Consider the following 18,964-nt stretch of genomic DNA (forward strand, 5'->3'; position numbering starts at 1 on the left):
CCGTGTTCAAAATTACTAATATTATTAGCAAACAATCAAGAAGGCGTAATGGTTTAATTTTTATTACATTCATTGTCAGCGACATAATTTATAGCAGGGGCTTTGCTTAAACAAGTGGGGTACTGTGCTGTTTATTATAAAACAGGACCTATGAACGAAAAGATACTCAGCTATCTGAAAAGTGAAGGATTCACTTATCTATGGCGGAAATTCGGCGAACATGCCTATAGACCCATGAAGGGAAATCTTGAGCAACTGCTCACCCGAACCTGCACAACCCCACTTTGGGAAGACGATCTACTGTCGATCGACGATGCGCTTTTATTGGTGGGTACGGAGAGCGCGCAAGACGGCTGGATCGTCCTTGTGAAGCAGAAAGGGATATGTTAAAGTTTTCATTTTCTAATGCTTTTGTTCTGGAGATAATATACGTACCCCCATTTTTAACAGTTCCACCACTTGCATTAATTATTTTGTCTTGGTTATTTTTCTTAAAGACAGAACAGAATTCCTATCAACCAGCGTTGGGTTTTATATATCCAGGAAGGAGTGTTTCTATCCATTCCTCTTCCATGTATTCTAAAACTTCACTATAATTGCCCTCTTTCGGGGAGACCACTGTAAAATTTTGGTGCAAGGTCCCTTCCAAATCCATATGCTGATAAATATAAAACACATCCCTATTTGAAAGCTTAACGAAGTAACTTGTTAATTCATCTTCTTTAATTTCTGTAATGTGCAATGAATCTTTTCCAAGCTCTTTATAAATTAGTTTATTCCAATTTCTCCATCCATCAAATTCAGGAGCATCTGTATATATAAAAGTCGTCGAATCAAACAGCAGGTATAACCCGTCCAAATCAAACACAAACTTAAGTCCATAATTTCCTTCTTCAAAATTGTAATAGATATTTTTCAGATTTTTTGTCATATTATTTATTTTCTAATTCTACACCTTTCGTTATAACTTTATCATATACAGTCTCTCCTGCTGTTCTACCACTGAAATATCCAGCTGCCCCACCTATTAATCCTCCGACAAATCCACCTAAAACGACACCTCCGATATAGCATAACTATTACCTAATTTGTAAGACGATCCACCAGTTTGATCCATCCATTTGCACTAATTTAAGTGCCGAACGGATATTACGGCTCATAAGCCGTGAAAAGCTTATATACAATAACAAGAAAAGCCTAATCTTTCATTGGATTGGGCTTTATATTCGCTACTTTGAGTAGTCAATTTAATTATCATATTCAACTCCCTGTATTTTTTCGAAGATATTCCCAATGAAACTATCATCTTTACTACAGACTAGCCAATAGGATGAATCAACCAACTCAATTATGTATTCACAATTTTCATACATCAACTTATCACCCTCATATTTTCTGATATTTTCAATATTACTGTCGCCAATCACTAAAAGTTCAATTGCTTGATCGATTTTAGAAGACAAGTTCAATATGCTATCCAAAGAGATTAATTTGCCACGCTTTGATTTGTTGATTTCTTCTTCAAATTTAACAATATCACAATCCACCTCTTGGACTGTTGTCACGTATACCCATAGCAACCCCCAAAAAACTTCATCCTTTTTTCTTTCAAAACAGTTCAATATATCTTCAAGTCGCACAGACAGAATAGAACTATCGTCTCCATGTATTATAATTTTTCTCATCTTCACTTATTTAGGCCATTTATCCAATCTGTATATGTTAAAGGTGCTGGAGTTTTATCTCTGAATTCTTCTGATTCCCTCATTATTCAGGTAGACTTCTGCTTTTATGCATGGTTTCAGTTTGGCTGGAGATTCCGCTAGCATTAACGAGGTAAATTCGGAAATCGGAGGCCAGTCAATATGGATAACTTGGACCAGCAAAAAAAATCAACCTAAACAAGTTTTAATTCGTTTTTTATATCATTTTGTACATTATCTCTTCCGATAAATTCTCAAAAGAATGCAGTCCGACTTTCAGAAATCTCCACTAAGCCTCCTGCATTTATAGTAAAATATTATTTAAGAATTTATAACATCCTCATCTAAACGACCAGCTATAACCGCTTTTTCCAATTGACCTATGTTTAATGATTTTATACCTTTTTCCTTATTTCTAAAGAGGTCTTTGATCAGGCTGGAAACAAAGTCTTCTTCATTGCCAAAATAGTCTCCTATTTTAAATCGGCTTATATCAACGTTAAATTTTTCAGCAAAGGCAATAAAAAAATCATCTGCATCATCACCTGTTATTTTTAAATCAACTACTAATTTTGTATCCCTATTAATTTCCTTTTTTTTAAACAAAAATGGAAATGGTAAAGTATACCCCCAACCACCATCATACACGAATGTTCTGATTTCGTTTAAAATTTCATCTTCCATATCCATAATTTTAGAATCTAAGAAAGCTCTATTTATAATAGTTATGCTTTACTTTATATACATCCAGCCATTCTTTGGATCCGCTTGAAGTTTATAATAGTCTCCTCCTCCCATACTAAATGCTTTAGCGCCCGCTGCAATTTCTTTTCTAAATTCCCATAAATCAGTTGATGTTATCGCCCATCCAGCCACAGGGATGGCTCTACCTAATAATCCACCCAAACGCTTAAAAATTAAACTAGCAGTCTTCTTGCCTATAGCTTTTGCAACTTTATCACCTGCTTTTTTTTCAATTGTTCGTACTGTTACTCTTGAAGCTAGAGAAGCAACTGAGGTACTCTTGTTCTTACCTACTGCAAGTGCATGGCCGTAAAAATACTTAACAATAACTCCATCTTTCGGAAGAACCGGTTGCCCCAGCATAATCAAACTAGGTCCCCAAGGATTAATTTTTTTGTAATCGGTAACCGTAACTTCTTGCAATGTTTTAGTTGTATCAAGTCCCATAGGATCAATAAAACTAAGAGGATTGTTCAATACATAGGCATAAGGACTTGAATTATAATGAACCGCAGAATTATCAGCAGTAATCACATTGCGTGGACCTAATAAACTAAAATAGTTACCTGCATTTACTCTACCTTCAGCAAGGTCCACATCATATCCCAAATTTGAAAGTTCCTTAGCATAAGTATCATCATATGCACTCCAATATTCATCCTCTTGAAGTGGATCCAAAACATTCCACCTCCCTATCTCAGCATCATAAAACCTTGCCCCGTAATCCAGCTGTCCTTCCAGTACATAAGAAGCTCCCAAGGTGTGCGTACCACCATTCAGGTCGGTCTGCATCTCCTTGCCATTATAAAGATACTTATTATTGATACTTGTTGCAATAGATTTCGTCTTACCGAATGGATAGTAATCCTGCTTCTGCATCACTGTAGCAACAGGTGCTGTTGACGTACCATCTTTCTTGAGTACCACCCGCACATTGCCTAGATGATCTGTCAGGTTATAATAGTAACTATAGTTTCCTGAACTGTTCAAAAGAAAACCATCCTCTGTAGCGATACGTTCAATCACTGGATTTGCTCCATTAGCTTTGATGTATTCAATCCCGCTAATATAATCCTGCTCAGTAGTGATACCGCCGACCGTAGATTTGCGGTTAAGCTTGGCACCAGATGCATCGTAGGTGTAGGCAATGCTCTTACCTGTACCGCTCACTGTTTTTGGAAGATTCAGATAATTGTAGCTAAGGATCATCCCCGTACGGTCCTTGGTCGCATTTCCGTTCAGGTCATAGGTAAATCCCCCGGTCAAACCGCCCGAAAGACTGGCCAGCCTATTGCCCTTATTTGCATTGTTATAGTTGTACGTAATCGCCGTACCATTGTCACGAACAAGGGTTTTGATATTGCCCATATCGTCGTAGGTCAATACCTCGCTCATCACCGTACCTGTACTCACTCCACTCATCAACCTGTTGAGCGCATCGTAAGCGTAGGTGAATGTATTGCCTGTGGTAGCAGCATAGCCCCACATTTGCTGCGCAATATTTCCATTATACTGCGCATTAGCAAGCACGGTTGTACCATTGACATTATAGTTCAATTGCGAGGTGAACTGCGCTGAGCTTGCTTTGGTCTGCCATCCACGTTCATTATAGGTATACCCAATGCTAGTCATGAAGTTGCCACCACCGTTCTCACTATGAAGGGACTTGGTCTTCAATTGACCGATCTCATTATAGGCAAGCCTGCTCTGGATCACCTCATCCTGTTCATTGATCTTTTTTTTGATCTGCACCAACCGGTCAACGTGATCGTAATTATTAGTGGTCAATATCTTGGTTACCGAATTAGTTCCGTTGATACTATGTTGCCTATTACTTGTCAATAGTTTTCCTGTAAAATCATAAGTATTAGCGGTCCTGTCAACCCCTGACAAATTGTTATCCGCAACAATTTCTACGATCCGTCCATAACGATCATAATAGATAACAGACATCAGTGGATAACTTCCATCTTCCCTACTTACTTTTATCCCAGTGAGTAATCCCTTGACCAAATAAGTACTATCTATTCCATTTCCTGCAGCAAGGGTCGTTACGGGTTTAAATTTATAGTCGTCATAATAATTTACAATAAGTTCCTGAAGCTGTGAAAGAGTACTGGGAAAACTCGCATTCGTATAAGTTGTGGCCCCATTTCTGCTTTCATACTGTACAGAGACTGCATCAGCCAATGCCTGCACTTGAACTCTTGTCGTTTGGTTAATTATCGAATTTGTATAAATTCCGGAAGATACAACCTTACCAAAAGCATCATACTTTATATAAGACCACTTCTTAGCGCTCCGTTGATTAGCATCCTGAGTCAATATGACTCTGTCGCCGCGGTTGTAGATCAAATACTCCCACCCCTTTCCGGGCATCTTCTTCTCCACTAGTCTTCTTTTGTCATCATACCGATAAGCATAAATGAGTTCAAAGAAATCCGTTGTGTTTTCGTCTATTGTGTTGCCAGTGAATCCAGGAGGGATAACATAGCTCAGAGCCCCGAAATCATCGTATACATAATATGTGTCCAGTTTCTTTGTTTCGGTTTCCCAGATCCGTTTTAAGACCGTTTGGCCATTATCATCAATAAAGTTTTCGATAGTACCCTGCTTTCCCGCGATCCAGTTCTCATCTTTAGTAATATTTTTCTTTAATCTACCACGTAAATAGTATTCGGTGCCATCTGCACCTCCAACTGAGGGAAACCAAAACTTCACCTCATTCTCAATATTATTTTCATAGGACTTCTTTACGGTATGGCCGGAATTCGCAATTTCCGAGCTGAAAGGTTGCCAATGCTCTCCGACTGCGCCCTGCTCTAAGGTGCGGCCGAAAGCCGAGAGATCAAAAGAAATCACTGAAAAAGGTTTGGTTGTTTTGGGAGTAGAATCATCCCAACCTGTTGTAGCCGAATAAAAATCCAATTGCTGTTGCTTTACATTCGTCTTAAAACTACCATCATTACTAAGGTTGTCGGCATAAGGCTCATATAATTTGCTTTCCCTTCCGTATTCGTCGTACTCCTTATAACTTACTACGTCACGATAGGCTGGGCTCGCCTTTAAATCTATTTTTTGAATCAGTCTCCCCAGTCCATCAAAATATGAAATAGTCTGGTTCTCTTCAAAAATACTTCTTTCATTATCAATATTAAGTAGATTGACGCCCTCCTTTTTAAATTTCCTTGTAAGTATGTAATTTTGAGTGTTACTTGGCAAACTACCAACATTGACCGTATTTGATATATATAGCCGTACATTGCTTCCTGTAGGAATAACAAAACCGTTCTGAAGGGTAATACTCGAGATAGCAGTTATAGTAGGCTGTCCTCCATAAGAACTGAGCTTTAAATCGACCTGTTGTGAAGTAGCCTGTTTTGCCATTCCCAAAAGCATTATTGATATCCAAATCTTTTTCATAATTAATGCTTGTAATTGTATTTGTATTGCTCCAACCAACTTCCCTCAAAATTAACCATACCTTCCAAACGGCCAGAGCTGTCATAACGGAATTCTTTTTTCTTTAGATTGTTATCAATTATTCCAGTCACCCCGACCAAATGCTTGTATGTAAAACCAGTAATCTCTACATTTGAAAGCTGTGACCTGAGTAATTTTAGAACGTTCATAACAAGGTTATCAGAAATATTACTAGAATTGAGCTGATCAATTGTTGACTGTCCAATGATGGCAAAAACCTGAGAGTAACTTGTGTTATCTATCTTTGCAATGGGATATTTTCCTTTGTAGCCCCAAATGTAGGTTGTAAGTCTGCCGTCCTGCTCCTTGATCTCTACAGGATTTCCATATTTATCATAAACTGTAAATTCGGTTGTTCCATTTCTTTTCACATGGTATTCATTTGTCATTGAATTTGCCACATCTGATACCTGGTAAATATATTTTGGATAAACTTTAGAACTGTTGAAGTATCCGTATTCCGTTACCTGGGAATTATTAACCGAGCGCATTCTAACTTCGGTACCATCATTCACAAAGGTAAATTTGCTCTCAGCAAGACTCGGATAAAAATTACTTTGGTTAAACTGAGATAATAGTTGTCCATAATTGGTTTGGATAGCATTATCCGTAACAAGCAAGGGATACTGGGAATAGTTTTTTATTGCATAAACAGTCGTTTTTGTCTTAAGAAATCTGGAAGTCGAATATTCTTCCACTTCCGAGGAAATGGAACTCTGCAATCTAGGTCCTATATATTCATACTTTGCCTTGTTAACTATACTGTCCGCCCCATAATATTCAACTTTCAAAGACTGATCAAGAACTGTAGTCGCAATATCAATCGTTAGGGGTTTATAAATAATTGGTGGCACTTTGAAAGTAACACAGGCTCCCGCAACATTCAAGCCGAGCCCAGAAACCAGCTGAGGTTCGTATTCAATACTTAGTACCGGGCCGTTGACCAAGATTCTCTTATATTCAGCCATCCGAACAGCTTTAAAATATTGTAGCTGCTGTTTATTAATTTTGCGGTAGATATTCTTCTCAGAACCGATTAGAACGTACTGACCATTCCTGAAATCAAAAATATTCTTTCTCTTCAGTTGGGCAATGTTGAATTCATTACCAATCAAATCATCAAAAACTGGGAAACCCGGAACGCTTTCAAATCCCGGCTCAGGGATAAGTGGCCAATACCTTGATAAATAACTCTTTTTTTGAGTATTCATAAAAATAAGAGGAAATTCGAATTCATAGGTTTCCCGAATATTTTTCCCAGTAACAGTATTGACGATATATTTTGCTACATTTCTGTAATATATATTTCGTGGGTAATTACTTGATATTGGCATATATAGATCCACTGGAAAACTATTTCCATAGTTCCAAGATGTGTGGGGCTCATTTGCTGTAAAAACAAGTTTGAAGGTCTCCAGATCTCTATCACTAATACTGACAGCCAGTTCACCCGCACCATTTTCGTTCAGACCGTATCTAAATTCTTCTATAATAGCTGGACTATCTTCTGAACTATATTTGATCTGCTTCAAACGGATACCATAATAATTATCCAACACTCCATTTTTCAAGACTTTGTTCTGCTCCCAGACAAAATTATATAAACCTTTCGTCGGAAGCTCTATAGTAGATAGTGCAAAAGAACTCGTAAATAACGGCGAGGGTTGTCTCCTATTGGTCATTACATTACCATTGCCATCGTAAGATTCGTTAATAAAATTTCCCAACCCAGAATAATAGCCATACCAGTCCCTCCTGTAACCGGTCGAACTTCTAAAATCATAATTATCTGGGCAGGAAAGATAAGTAAACTTAAAAGTCGAATTATCCAAAAACTTAATTTGTTCCAATTTACTGTGCGGATGGTTGGTTGAAAGCGGCATATAAGAAAGAGTGGAATTATAAACAACTTCCTGGAACATATTTTTTACAATTACATTCTGAAGATTAATATTATTATAGACAAAATCAACTGCCCCCCCCCTAAATTTGATCTGCTTGAGATATTTTGTATAATAATAACTTATTTGACTATTGGTTGAGTTGTTGTAATCAAAAATAGGTACACAAGTACTAGGAGTTGCGTTGTATACTCGGTCGCTAGCTAGATAGCTGTCATCACTAGTGATGAGTCTCGGGTTTTGCTCGTACTCAAATGATATTGTATCGATCTTATTGTAATCGACCATACGATTCAGCAACCAGGCCGTCGGCTCCCCATTTGAAGAATACATATACCTCTCAATTTCACCGCCTTCACCAAAATCATAACTTGTCCCATCCTGATCAATGATCTTAAACCCATTTAATCCACTATTGGTAGAACTAGTTACATCAATTAGGGGAATAATTTTTGTCAGTGTATCACCTGAGAGTGTTACAACCTGAACGCTGTTATTTACCTTACGGAGGATAAAGCTATCAGATCTATCACCAAGTGAATAAGTAAATACATCGGGTTCAGTATCAGCTTCACCATCCACCGCTTTTCTCAGATGATAATACTCTTGTAGTACAGTCTGGCTGTTGAGATCCGCTATCGAATTTATTGTACTGCTTAGTTTCAATTTACCAGAAGGGTGTTCATCTGCAATGCCCCGAATGACACGGGAAATACTACCACCTGCCTTTAATCCCCAGCCCAATCCTACCTTGCTGTAAGTTTCATGGGGTTTAAAGCCTGTAAAATAGTAAAAGAGAGAAATGGCAGACCTGAGTTTTCCCGAGGTAATTTCGTATAGTGGCACTGAGTAATCAGGAAGTCCCTGAAATTCATTCGCCTTAATTTTTTGAAATTCCACCAGACGGTTGACTTCGGGAGAAGGAAGTATAAAATCCTTCTTCTGCCCCTTAACAATCAAGGCACATAAAATAACTATAATAAAAAAAATACCTTTTCTCATTTGTTTATTCAAAAATTAGGTTAAACAGGTTAAACAAAAATTACACTAAGGAAAGATTATGACCCTAGAGGTGAAAACGGAAATTAACAACAAATTTACAAACACATTAAAACCAACTTAATAATATTTAAAACGAATTGTTATTTAGTCACCCCTACACAAACAACTTTTATATAAAATAATATTATAAATTTAATATTAAAAATCAATATTTTTATGAATTTTAAAAAAAATCACAACTGTTGCTTTTATAATAAAATATATTCCTCTACAAACGAAAAAATGCGACACAGCGAAAAACACATTTATACACTGAACTTTAAATAGTTATTCTTTCACTAGCTTGTTAATTCAATTTTCGTCCATACTAATTAATAGCTTTGTATAATCCATAAATTTGGATGAAGTGATAATCGCATTGATACGTTTTACTTGTAAGGTTGTCAAATTACCTTCTAATAAAGCGTTATAAAGTATAGCAATGGCTTCCTCATCGGGTAAGTAATCAAAATAACGGAATAGCATTTCCAGTTTATCTTTTGGAGTTTGTTCTAGGCCATAATCTTCATTCATTGCTTTGAACACAAGCGGCTCAAATTCCCTTAGGCCCGATGTAGCTATAAATTCAGCAGTTTCCTTATTGATAGATTCTACCGACTTATAATTTTCTAAGATAATGTCTGCTCGGACCTTTTGCTGAATCAGTTCGCCATCCAATAGATCATCCTGCTTCTCCACCGGAACGCGAGCGACCTCTTTGAGATGTACTGGTGTACCCACTGCAGTAATCATAAACATTTGACTCCCCTTTCCTGAGATTTCGTCGATATCTACACTAAGCCCAATAATAGCATCAGCACGAATTGCCTGTGCACGCTGTTTGAGCGTTTCAGTAACACGTTTGTACATCTCTTGCATCTTCTTCTCATAGCTGGTAGAGCGACCGCCAAAGGAATTGACATAGCTCGTTCCTATAAAACTAAAGATATTGGCCCCGATTAGAACATTAGCTGCTATTGGAAGGATGGAATAATTACTGGTTACTATCATGGTTTGTTACTTTTCAATCGGGCAAGGTCAATACCCAATTCTAATATACATTATTTATGCTGAATTAATACGTTTACAGATATTAATTTTCAAGATGATTACAATATGTAAGGCTAAGGAGTGAGTTTGAAAAAACTTATGGTTACGGGAAACCGTAACTGATGATCAAACAGCTCTAATAAGAAATCAAGGTAAATAATTAAACAAAAAAAATCTCCCTTATGACCTTAAAGGGAGGCAGTTTTGACTAGATGTCCGCTTGAGCTAGATCATCGGTCGCAAAAAGGATGTAATAAATTACAATTTTCAAAATATTTTATCAATTCTCTTGGCCAAATACGGTTTCCCGTAAAAAATTTAAAATTGCACACTGTATTTTTCCCTAGAATAATCGAAAGAACTTTTTCTTGTAATTCTTTATTAAACGCTGTAAAAATTATGCTTAAAAAATTTATGTTTTAAATTACAATTATTATATTGTACTCACATATTATTAGACCGTAACACCTTTTTTCCGTCGTGATAAAAACGAGTTCAAAAGGACGATTTATGAACTAGCCATTTATTAAAAATGAAAATTCTTCATACAGCAGACTGGCATATTGGCCAATTATTTCACGAATATGATCGTACCTATGAACATCAGCAATTCTTAGATTGGCTGGTCGAAACATTGCATCATGAAAAAATTGACGTACTGCTTATTAGCGGAGACGTGTTTGATATATCAAATCCGTCGGCTCAGTCGATCAGAATGTTTTATTCCTTCTTGAATCAAGCTACTTCTAGAAACCCAGATCTACAAATTATAATCACTGCCGGAAATCATGACTCTGCATCACGCCTGGAGGCGCCAAAGCCTTTACTGCTGTCTTCAAAAATTCATATTGTTGGATTGGTTGAGAAAGATGCGGAAGGAAAAATAGATTATGAAAAGTTGATTGTACCGATATATGATCAGGCTGGAAGAATCAAGATATACTGCCTTGCTGTACCATTCCTGCGTATGGGAGATTACCCAGCCATACCTGACTGCTCTAACCCCTATACAGAGGGTGTAATCGCACTTTATAAAGAGTTATTTGACTATGCGCAAGAAAAAATTAAGGACGATCAAATCATTATATCGATGGGGCATCTACATACGCACCATGCTGAAATAACTGAGCTAGATACAACAGAAAGACCAATTATGGGTGGTGTAGAATGTATTCCGGCAACGACATTTCATGATGATATAAAATATGTTGCTCTTGGACATATTCATAAGGCGCAAAAAATAGGCGGCAAAGATCATGTGCGTTATGCTGGCAGTCCCCTGCCTATGTCCTTCTCAGAAATTAACTACAAGCACCAAGTCATCGCATTTGATCTCGACGACGAGATGCGTAACCTACGATCGATCGAGATACCATTGTTTGTACCTCTGCTGAGAGTTCCGTTAAAACATCAACCTTTACATGATGTCATTGCTTTGCTTGAACAACTACCTCCTTCTGATCAAGCTAACAAAGCTACAATACCTTATCTGGAAGTTCGTGTATTTTTAGAAGGTCCTGAACCAGCATTGAGGCATAAGGTAGAGGTGACATTGCAGAAGAAAAAAGTGAGACTTGCGAAAATTGATGTGAAGTATCCTGACTCCAAAACGGTGCAACATCAACTCATCGCTCCAGAGCAGTTGCAGGAATTAAAGCCGATTGATGTATTTGGAAGAATATACCAATCGAGATATAATAGTGCCGTACCCGAAGAGATCCTACATCTTTTTCAACAAGTAGTGGAAGAAGTCAATCAAACAGCCGAGTAGAATGAAGATATTAGCTATAAGAATTAAAAATCTTGCTTCCCTAGAGGGAGTGACAGAAATTGACTTTACTTCCGAGCCATTATCATCCGCTGGCATATTTGCGATTACGGGAGCTACTGGCGCTGGAAAATCTACGATATTAGATGCCTTGTGCCTTGCTCTTTACGGAAAGACACCGCGGTATCTGCAGGCGAAAGAATCTGGTATCGAAATTAGAGATGTTGAAGGGAGCACCCTAAATCAGGGTGATGTGCGGAGCATCTTGCGCGATGGTACCGCGGATGGCTTTGCTGAAGTAGATTTTGTTGGTATTGACGAACAATATCATCGTGCTACTTGGAGTGTAAGGCGTGCGAGAAATAAAGCAGATGGTAGCATGCAATCTGATGCTGTGACGTTGAAAAATATAACTACGAATATCGATTTTCCAGCGAAAAAAGCTGAAACGTTAAGTGAGATTGCAAGGTTGGTAGGTCTAAATTTCGATCAGTTTACCCGGTCTGTGTTACTAGCTCAAGGCGATTTTACAGCTTTTATGAAAGCCGATAAGGGTGAAAAAGCTTCTCTGCTTGAAAAGTTGACGGGCACTCATATTTATTCGGAAATATCGAAAAAGATCTATGAAAAATACAGAGCTGAAGAAGTGCTGTTGCGAGAGCTTAATATTCGGAAAAACGAAATCATTACGCTCACCGACGATGAGTTGAAGGCGCTGTCGGATGAACAGGAAGCATTGGAAATCGAAATCAAAAGTCTAGAAAAAGAAATCGAAAAACTTACTACCGAAATCATCTGGCACGAACAGCTCGCTAATTTGCAATCCAATATTAATCTAGCGTACACAGCATTAAATGTTGCAACGGAGATCCAAAGCTCTGCCCTGCCACGCAAACAAAAACTGAAAACTGTTGAGCAAGCACAGCAAACAAAAAGTTGGGCGGATGCATTGAAAAATGCTCAACAGCAGCATGCTGAAAAAACAGCTGCCCTCGCACAGATCAAAGCAAACATCGTTGTCCTACAGGAGGAAAAAGAAAAGCTTGAAAATAAGCTGGAGGTAGCCGAAACCAATCTTTCAGAAAAAGACAAAGCGCTAACCGATGCCCTTCCCCTACTGGAGCAAGCTAGACGACTTGATACGCGGCTGGCGGAGAAAAAACAACAGGTAGAAAAACTTAAAGAAGAAGCTGAAAATTCTGTTGAAGCCAATAATCAACATCAAACCTTACAGAAGGCTAAACAAGAGGAGTTTGCAAACCTTGCTAATCAAATAAAAGATATCACCGACTGGAAAGCAGGCAACAAATACCGCAGCCCGATTGCGGAAAATAAAGACCTCATCTTGTCAAAACTAAAGGATGCGCAGCAGTTTCTAGAAATAGCGCAGCAATCGTCCGCTATGTTGAAAAAAATACAGGATAAATTCGATAAAAACGAAGCCGAGAGGTCAACAATAGAATCTGATTGGAAGCAACAGGTAGATCGCCTAGAAATTTTAAGAAAAAGCAATGATTTGCTATCCAAAGAGTTAAAATTAACCCCTATCGAAACTTTAGGCTTAGAAAAATCCGAAACAGACAGACAGGTTGAATACACTATAAAAGCACAGGCGCATTGGCAACTGTTTTATGGTGCACTTACGGAATTGGAAGCACTAAACCAGAAACAGGCAAATGATAAGTCTGACCTTCAAACAAAACAGGAATCTTTACAAAATTTAGCCCAGCAGCTGCCGTTGGAAAAGGCACAACGCGATACGGCGCAGCAGCTTTTACAGCAAGCTCGTCTGGCATCGACCGAAAACGTAGAAACATTGCGGGCGGCTTTAGTGGATAACGAGCCTTGCCCTGTTTGCGGAAGCATAAGTCATCCCTATGTGCTTCATAATCCGCAATTGGAAAATGTATTGGTGAAACTGGAAAAATCCTTCGAGGAACATGATCGGAGCTATCACGCGAGCAATAACCTCTATATAGCCCTGGAACAGGAAAGTAAGATGCTACAGCAAAACATTGAGCGCCAAAATGAAGAAATTGCAGCAAGGCAAGTAGCATTAGTCTCTAAAAAGCAAATTTGGGAACAATTTGATATTGCCGACGAAAGTAAGGCCATAGCCAGTGCTGAAAAAGCAGCCTGGATTGAAACAAAATTACAGGATCTTAAAATCAAACAGGGTGATCTGCAAGCGCAAATACAAGTTTACACTGAGAAAAAGCAACAAATAGAAGTTGGCAAAACACAAATAGACCAACTTAAAGAAAAGACCGATAGCCTTGCCAATCAACTCAAAGACATCCAAAACCAACTGGCTATTTACAAAGAACAGCAAAGCAGCCATACGAGAGATCGTGATAAGGCATCACGTGATTTAGACAGTGTTGAACGGCTGCTCTCCCCCTATTTCACCGCTCCAGAATGGATGAAAAATTGGAAAGCTTCACCTCTAGCATTCGTTGAGCGTATTGAAACCTTTGCCCGCGATTGGAAAGAAAAAAGCGAAAGGATGGATCAATATACCCGTCAACATACAGCACTCGAAGCCACGATAAGCCAACTGGAACACCAAGCTAAAAGTCTTGCTTCAGATGTTAGAAAAAAAACGGAAACTCATATTGTGGAAAATAAACTGTATCTAGCGTTATATCAAGAGCGCAATTCGATATTTGGAGGTCAATCTGCAAGCGAAACGGAGACCAAGCTAAAGCAAGCCATAAACGATGCTCAGCACCAACTCGATCAACTTAAAATAACCAGAGAACAACTCAATATCAACAGCACCAAAGCCCAAACCCAATACGATGAATTGGCCGCTTCAATAATAGCTTTAAAAGCCGACGCTCAAAATGCATTGGAAAAAATGCAGGGTTGGCTTGACGATTTCAACACAAAGAACAGTCAATCGTTAACCATTGAGGAACTCCATGATTTATTGTCAATGAGCAACGATTGGATGGCTAAAGAACGCGGGGAATTGCAAACGATGGACGAGGAAGTAACCAAAGCTACCAGTGTTCTTTCAGAACGAAAACATGCTTTAGACACCCACAAAGAAAAAAGTATATCCGACCGAGCAGTTGAGGAACTCATTGATCTCAATGCCGTAGCAAAATCGGCTCTGGAAACTAATAAACACAAAAAAGGGGAAAACAGCTTCCGCCTACAACAAGATGCTGTGCATAAACAGAATATTGGTGACTTGCTGGAACGTATAGCGGCGCAGGAAGCTATCAAAGATAACTGGAGCAAACTAAATGAAATCATCGGTTCCGCCGACGGTAAAAAATTCCGTCAGATTGCCCAAGAATACACACTCGATGTTTTACTAGGCTATGCCAATATTCATTTGCAAGCACTGACCAACCGGTACAAAATCGAACGGATACCTCTTTCACTGGCTCTACAAGTAGTCGACCAAGACATGGGCGATGAAGTGCGTACGGTATACTCTCTTTCGGGCGGCGAATCGTTTCTGGTTTCGCTTGCCTTAGCATTGGGCCTTGCTTCTTTGTCATCTAGCCGTATGAAAGTGGAATCTTTATTTATTGACGAAGGTTTTGGGTCGTTAGACCCTAATACACTGAATATCGCTATGGATGCTCTTGAACGCCTGCACAATCAGGGGCGTAAAGTGGGTGTCATCTCTCACGTGCAGGAAATGACGGAAAGGATCCCTGTACAGATTAGAGTGAGTAAGCAGCAAAGCGGGAAGAGTATGGTGGAGGTGATAAGCTTATGAAAACAACATTGATATATTATGTCTCTGGGTGTGCCCCGTCGGGTCGGGCTATCCGATTCAAGTTCTCACTACGCTGTGGCCATTACTCTACTATCTCTCACGCAAGAGTACACATTAAATATAAAATCTTATGAATATGACCGGTTACAAACATGATCCATTAAGGGAATTATTAGAGATACGAAATCAATTATCTTACACAAAACGACTAGGGTTTCTTTTTGGAGCTGGAACCTCAAAGGCAATGGGAATATCTGACATTGCGAGTCTCACAAAAAAGATAGAAGAATCTTTAGGAGAAGCAGATAAAAAAGAATTTTTTTTAGTTAAAAGTTCTCTTGATCCAGAGAGCCAACACATTGAAGCAATTCTTAACCAGATTCGACTTATTAGACAATTAACAAGTGATAAGGCTACAAAATCATTTGATGGAATTGACGGTGAAAAAGCTAAGAATTTAGACAAAGTAATTTGCAATAAGATTTACGAAATAATTTCTGAAGAAGAAAAAACCGCAAACTTAAAGATATCAAAGAGTTTTATAAGTTGGCTGAACTGGATTTCAAGAGATTTTACCAAAGAAATTTTTACTACAAACTATGACTTGATTCTTGAAAAGTCATTTGAAGATCTATTAATACCATTTTATGATGGGTTTGTTGGGGCGCATGAACCTTTTTTTTGTCATGAAACCTTAGATGGTAAATCAAAATATGATCGCCCACCTGTGTCATGGATAAGACTTTGGAAACTACACGGTTCATTGGGCTGGTTTTGGAAAGAGAAAGAAGATAATTCATACAGAGTGATAAGGCTAAGTTCTGGAGCGAAAGCAAAACTACCAGACTCAGAGTTAGTTATATATCCTTCTAGGGATAAATATGAATCATCTCGTAAGCAACCTTTCACAAGCTATTTTGACAGACTTAAAGAATGCCTTATAGGCGGGGAAGGAATATTTATTATAAGTGGATATTCATTTTCTGATGATCATGTAAATGAGGTGATATTTAATGCACTCAATCAAAACAACAGACTCCATGTTATTGCTTTCTTTTATGATGATAACCCATTAGAAAAAATTATAGGGGAAGGTAAAAATTTCCCAAACTTGACTTTGATTGGCCCATCCAAGGCATCTATTTCTGGAATTGCCGCAGAATGGAAACATAGTAAGGGAGGTGATTTACTTGATCCATTTTGGAATAACAATAAATTAAAACTTGGGGATTTTAAAGAGCTGGTTAACTTCCTTATACTATGCTCAGGAAAAAAAGACAAGATAGAAAATCAACTAAAATAACTATGCAGTCAGAAATTACATACTTAGGAAAAGTCATAAATGTTAACAGTGGTAGTGTTGAAGTAGAAGTATCAAAAGATATTCCATCTGCTGCCCCTATCATCAATGGTAGATTATATAAAATTGGCCAGATTGGTACATTTATAAAATTCCCTCTAGGAAGTTTAACTCTTTATGGACTGGTATCTTCCGTTAGTAATACTCCCTCGACAATCGACAACGCTATTTATGAACCTAATTACGGATCAAGATTTCTTCAGGTTCAATTAATAGGTGAAAAATTGGGAGATGAGCGCTTTCAAAAAGGCATAGGAACATTCCCCACAATTAACGATGAAGTACATATTGTCACCGAAGAGGATTTAAAGTTAATATATGGAGATAAGTCTGAGGGATTTGTTGAAATAGGTAAACATTCATCTTCTGAAAATTTATCAGTCTATATTGACACTCATAACCTTATTCTTAGACATTCTGCTATTTTGGGATCTACTGGTAGTGGGAAATCCAATACTACTGCACACTTGGTAAAAAGAATTCTAAACGATTATACAGGTTCTAGAATAGTTTTGGTTGATACACATGGCGAGTATTCTTCTGCTTTTACGGACAAAGCCCAAATATTTAGAATAAATGACGAAGCTAGCCCTCTGTGTGTTCCTTTTTGGGCAATGACATTTGATGAGCTATCATTCTTTTTAGTTGGCCGCCCAGAAGGGCAGGAAAGACCAGAAGATAAAGAGTTACGTGAAAAAATAATCGCATTAAAAAAAGCAAGTGCTGGCAAGCTAAAAGCAGGAGCAATAGATCAAGCTTATATAACTGCCGATTCCCCAATCCCTTTTGATATTAAGCAAATGTGGTACGACTTTGATAGAGAGATTAATGCTACTTATAATCATACGAGCGATCATATCCATGCTAACGAATGCTTAGAGGAAGAAGGAGATCCCAAAATTCTAAAGCCTGCGCGGTTTACACCTTATTCTCCAGGAGGAGGCAGCCCTTTTAAATCAAAGAAACTAACCATGTATCCTTATTGTGGAAAAATATATTCCAGAATAAAAGATAGCAGATACAGCTTTATGTTTAATCCTATTGAATACAAAGATGCTGAAGATCCAAATAATGATATTGACCACCTATTAAGATCTTGGATAGAACACAATAGCAGGCTAACGATACTTGACCTTAGTGGTATTCCTTTTGAATTGATAGATATATCTGTGGGTTTAATTAGTAGATTTTTATACGATTCCATGTATTGGGGTAGATTTGAGGCATATACAGGACGAAATAGACCTTTACTTATGGTATATGAGGAAGCTCATTCGTATTTACCTAGGTCAGAGAAAAGTTCTCACGTATATGGATATGCTAGAAAGGCAGTCGAAAAAATATTTAAAGAAGGAAGAAAGTTTGGAATTGGAGCAATGGTAGTAACACAAAGACCATCCGAAATATCCGAGACTATATTGGCACAAGTAGGTACTTTCATTGCGCTAAGATTAACAAATAGCGGAGACAAAGGTACCGTCCAATCTTCTGCTCCTAATAATATGAATAGTCTAATAGAACTACTCCCATCACTTCGAATAGGAGAAGCAATTATTGTAGGCGAAGCAATTAATATACCATCGCGAGTACGTATTGAAATAGTTGAACCACGTCCTTCAAGCAATGACCCAAATCTTGTGGACTCATGGAAAAATACTTTTGAATCAAATGAGCATAATTACAAAGCTGTAGTAACAGCGATAAGAGAACAAAAAGCTATTATTAAAAAATAATCTAAACAATAATTATTATGGAAATGACACCAGTAAATTCTTCAAACATTGAAGCTGTCGGATACGATCCAGACAGCGCGACGTTGACAATGCAATTTAAAAAGGGCTCTGTATATGAGTATTACGATGTTCCCCAATACGAATATGATGGTCTAATGGTTGCAGATTCCAAAGGAGAATATGCACATGCAAACATTTATAAAAACTATAGGCAACAAAAGATCGCCTAAACAATGTAATCTAAGGATGGCTATAAATATTATAAAAAGATCCAAGATCCAAGGACAGACCTGCTTTGTGAATTAATTATTTATAACCTGATTNNAATCAGGTTATAAATAATTAAAATATCTAAAATTGACAACAAACTGTATAAATAAATAGCAAAGGTTGTCGGGGTGTAAATTTTTGAAAAATAGGCAGGGTATGATACGGTTTTTAC

The 18,964-nt window shown here is 37.9% G+C and carries 12 protein-coding genes; 6 read left to right on the forward strand and 6 right to left on the reverse strand.

The window, feature by feature from the left end; genetic code table 11:
- Positions 1-150: 150 nt before the first annotated feature.
- Entirely contained in the window at positions 151-390 is a 240-nt protein-coding gene (locus tag B3E00_RS08815) for a hypothetical protein (RefSeq protein WP_293879020.1), read from the forward strand.
- A 124-nt stretch (positions 391-514) separates the two neighbouring features.
- Here the strand turns inward: B3E00_RS08815 and B3E00_RS08820 are convergent, their stop codons facing one another.
- From B3E00_RS08820 to B3E00_RS08845, 6 genes are all read right to left on the reverse strand, one after another.
- A complete protein-coding gene (locus B3E00_RS08820) occupies positions 515-931 on the reverse strand; it encodes a hypothetical protein (RefSeq protein WP_293879022.1) in 417 nt (138 codons plus the stop codon).
- Between the two features lie 316 nt (positions 932-1,247).
- Entirely contained in the window at positions 1,248-1,685 is a 438-nt protein-coding gene (locus B3E00_RS08825; protein WP_293879024.1) for a hypothetical protein, read from the reverse strand.
- Positions 1,686-2,024: 339 nt separating this feature from the next.
- Entirely contained in the window at positions 2,025-2,387 is a 363-nt protein-coding gene (locus B3E00_RS08830) for a DUF1493 family protein (protein WP_209581916.1), read from the reverse strand.
- A 48-nt stretch (positions 2,388-2,435) separates the two neighbouring features.
- Complete coding sequence (locus B3E00_RS08835; protein WP_293938120.1) at positions 2,436-5,870, reverse strand: DUF6443 domain-containing protein; 3,435 nt, start codon at positions 5,868-5,870, stop codon at positions 2,436-2,438.
- Positions 5,871-5,872: 2 nt separating this feature from the next.
- Positions 5,873-8,833 (reverse strand): hypothetical protein, encoded by a 2,961-nt coding sequence (locus tag B3E00_RS08840; RefSeq protein WP_293938122.1) that lies wholly within the window; start codon positions 8,831-8,833, stop codon positions 5,873-5,875.
- 351 nt (positions 8,834-9,184) lie between these two features.
- Positions 9,185-9,883: a YbjQ family protein gene (locus tag B3E00_RS08845; protein ID WP_293938124.1), complete on the reverse strand. Its 699-nt coding sequence runs from the start codon at positions 9,881-9,883 to the stop codon at positions 9,185-9,187.
- 571 nt (positions 9,884-10,454) lie between these two features.
- Here B3E00_RS08845 and B3E00_RS08850 point away from each other — a divergent pair.
- From B3E00_RS08850 to B3E00_RS08870, 5 genes are all read left to right on the forward strand, one after another.
- Positions 10,455-11,693 (forward strand): exonuclease SbcCD subunit D, encoded by a 1,239-nt coding sequence (locus tag B3E00_RS08850; protein ID WP_293938126.1) that lies wholly within the window; start codon positions 10,455-10,457, stop codon positions 11,691-11,693.
- Between the two features lies 1 nt (position 11,694).
- Complete coding sequence (locus B3E00_RS08855) at positions 11,695-15,429, forward strand: AAA family ATPase (protein ID WP_293938128.1); 3,735 nt, start codon at positions 11,695-11,697, stop codon at positions 15,427-15,429.
- A 130-nt stretch (positions 15,430-15,559) separates the two neighbouring features.
- Positions 15,560-16,732 carry an SIR2 family protein gene (locus B3E00_RS08860; protein ID WP_293938130.1) on the forward strand — a complete coding sequence of 391 codons (1,173 nt, stop codon included), beginning with the start codon at positions 15,560-15,562 and terminating at the stop codon, positions 16,730-16,732.
- Between the two features lie 2 nt (positions 16,733-16,734).
- Positions 16,735-18,522, forward strand: a complete 1,788-nt coding sequence (locus B3E00_RS08865; protein WP_293938132.1) for an ATP-binding protein — start codon at positions 16,735-16,737, stop codon at positions 18,520-18,522.
- A 17-nt stretch (positions 18,523-18,539) separates the two neighbouring features.
- Positions 18,540-18,752, forward strand: coding sequence for a KTSC domain-containing protein (locus B3E00_RS08870; protein WP_293938134.1), 213 nt, complete (start codon positions 18,540-18,542; stop codon positions 18,750-18,752).
- The last annotated feature ends 212 nt before the right edge of the window (positions 18,753-18,964 follow it).

Source organism: Sphingobacterium sp. UBA5996, from assembly GCF_002429765.1.
Lineage (GTDB): Bacteria > Bacteroidota > Bacteroidia > Sphingobacteriales > Sphingobacteriaceae > Sphingobacterium.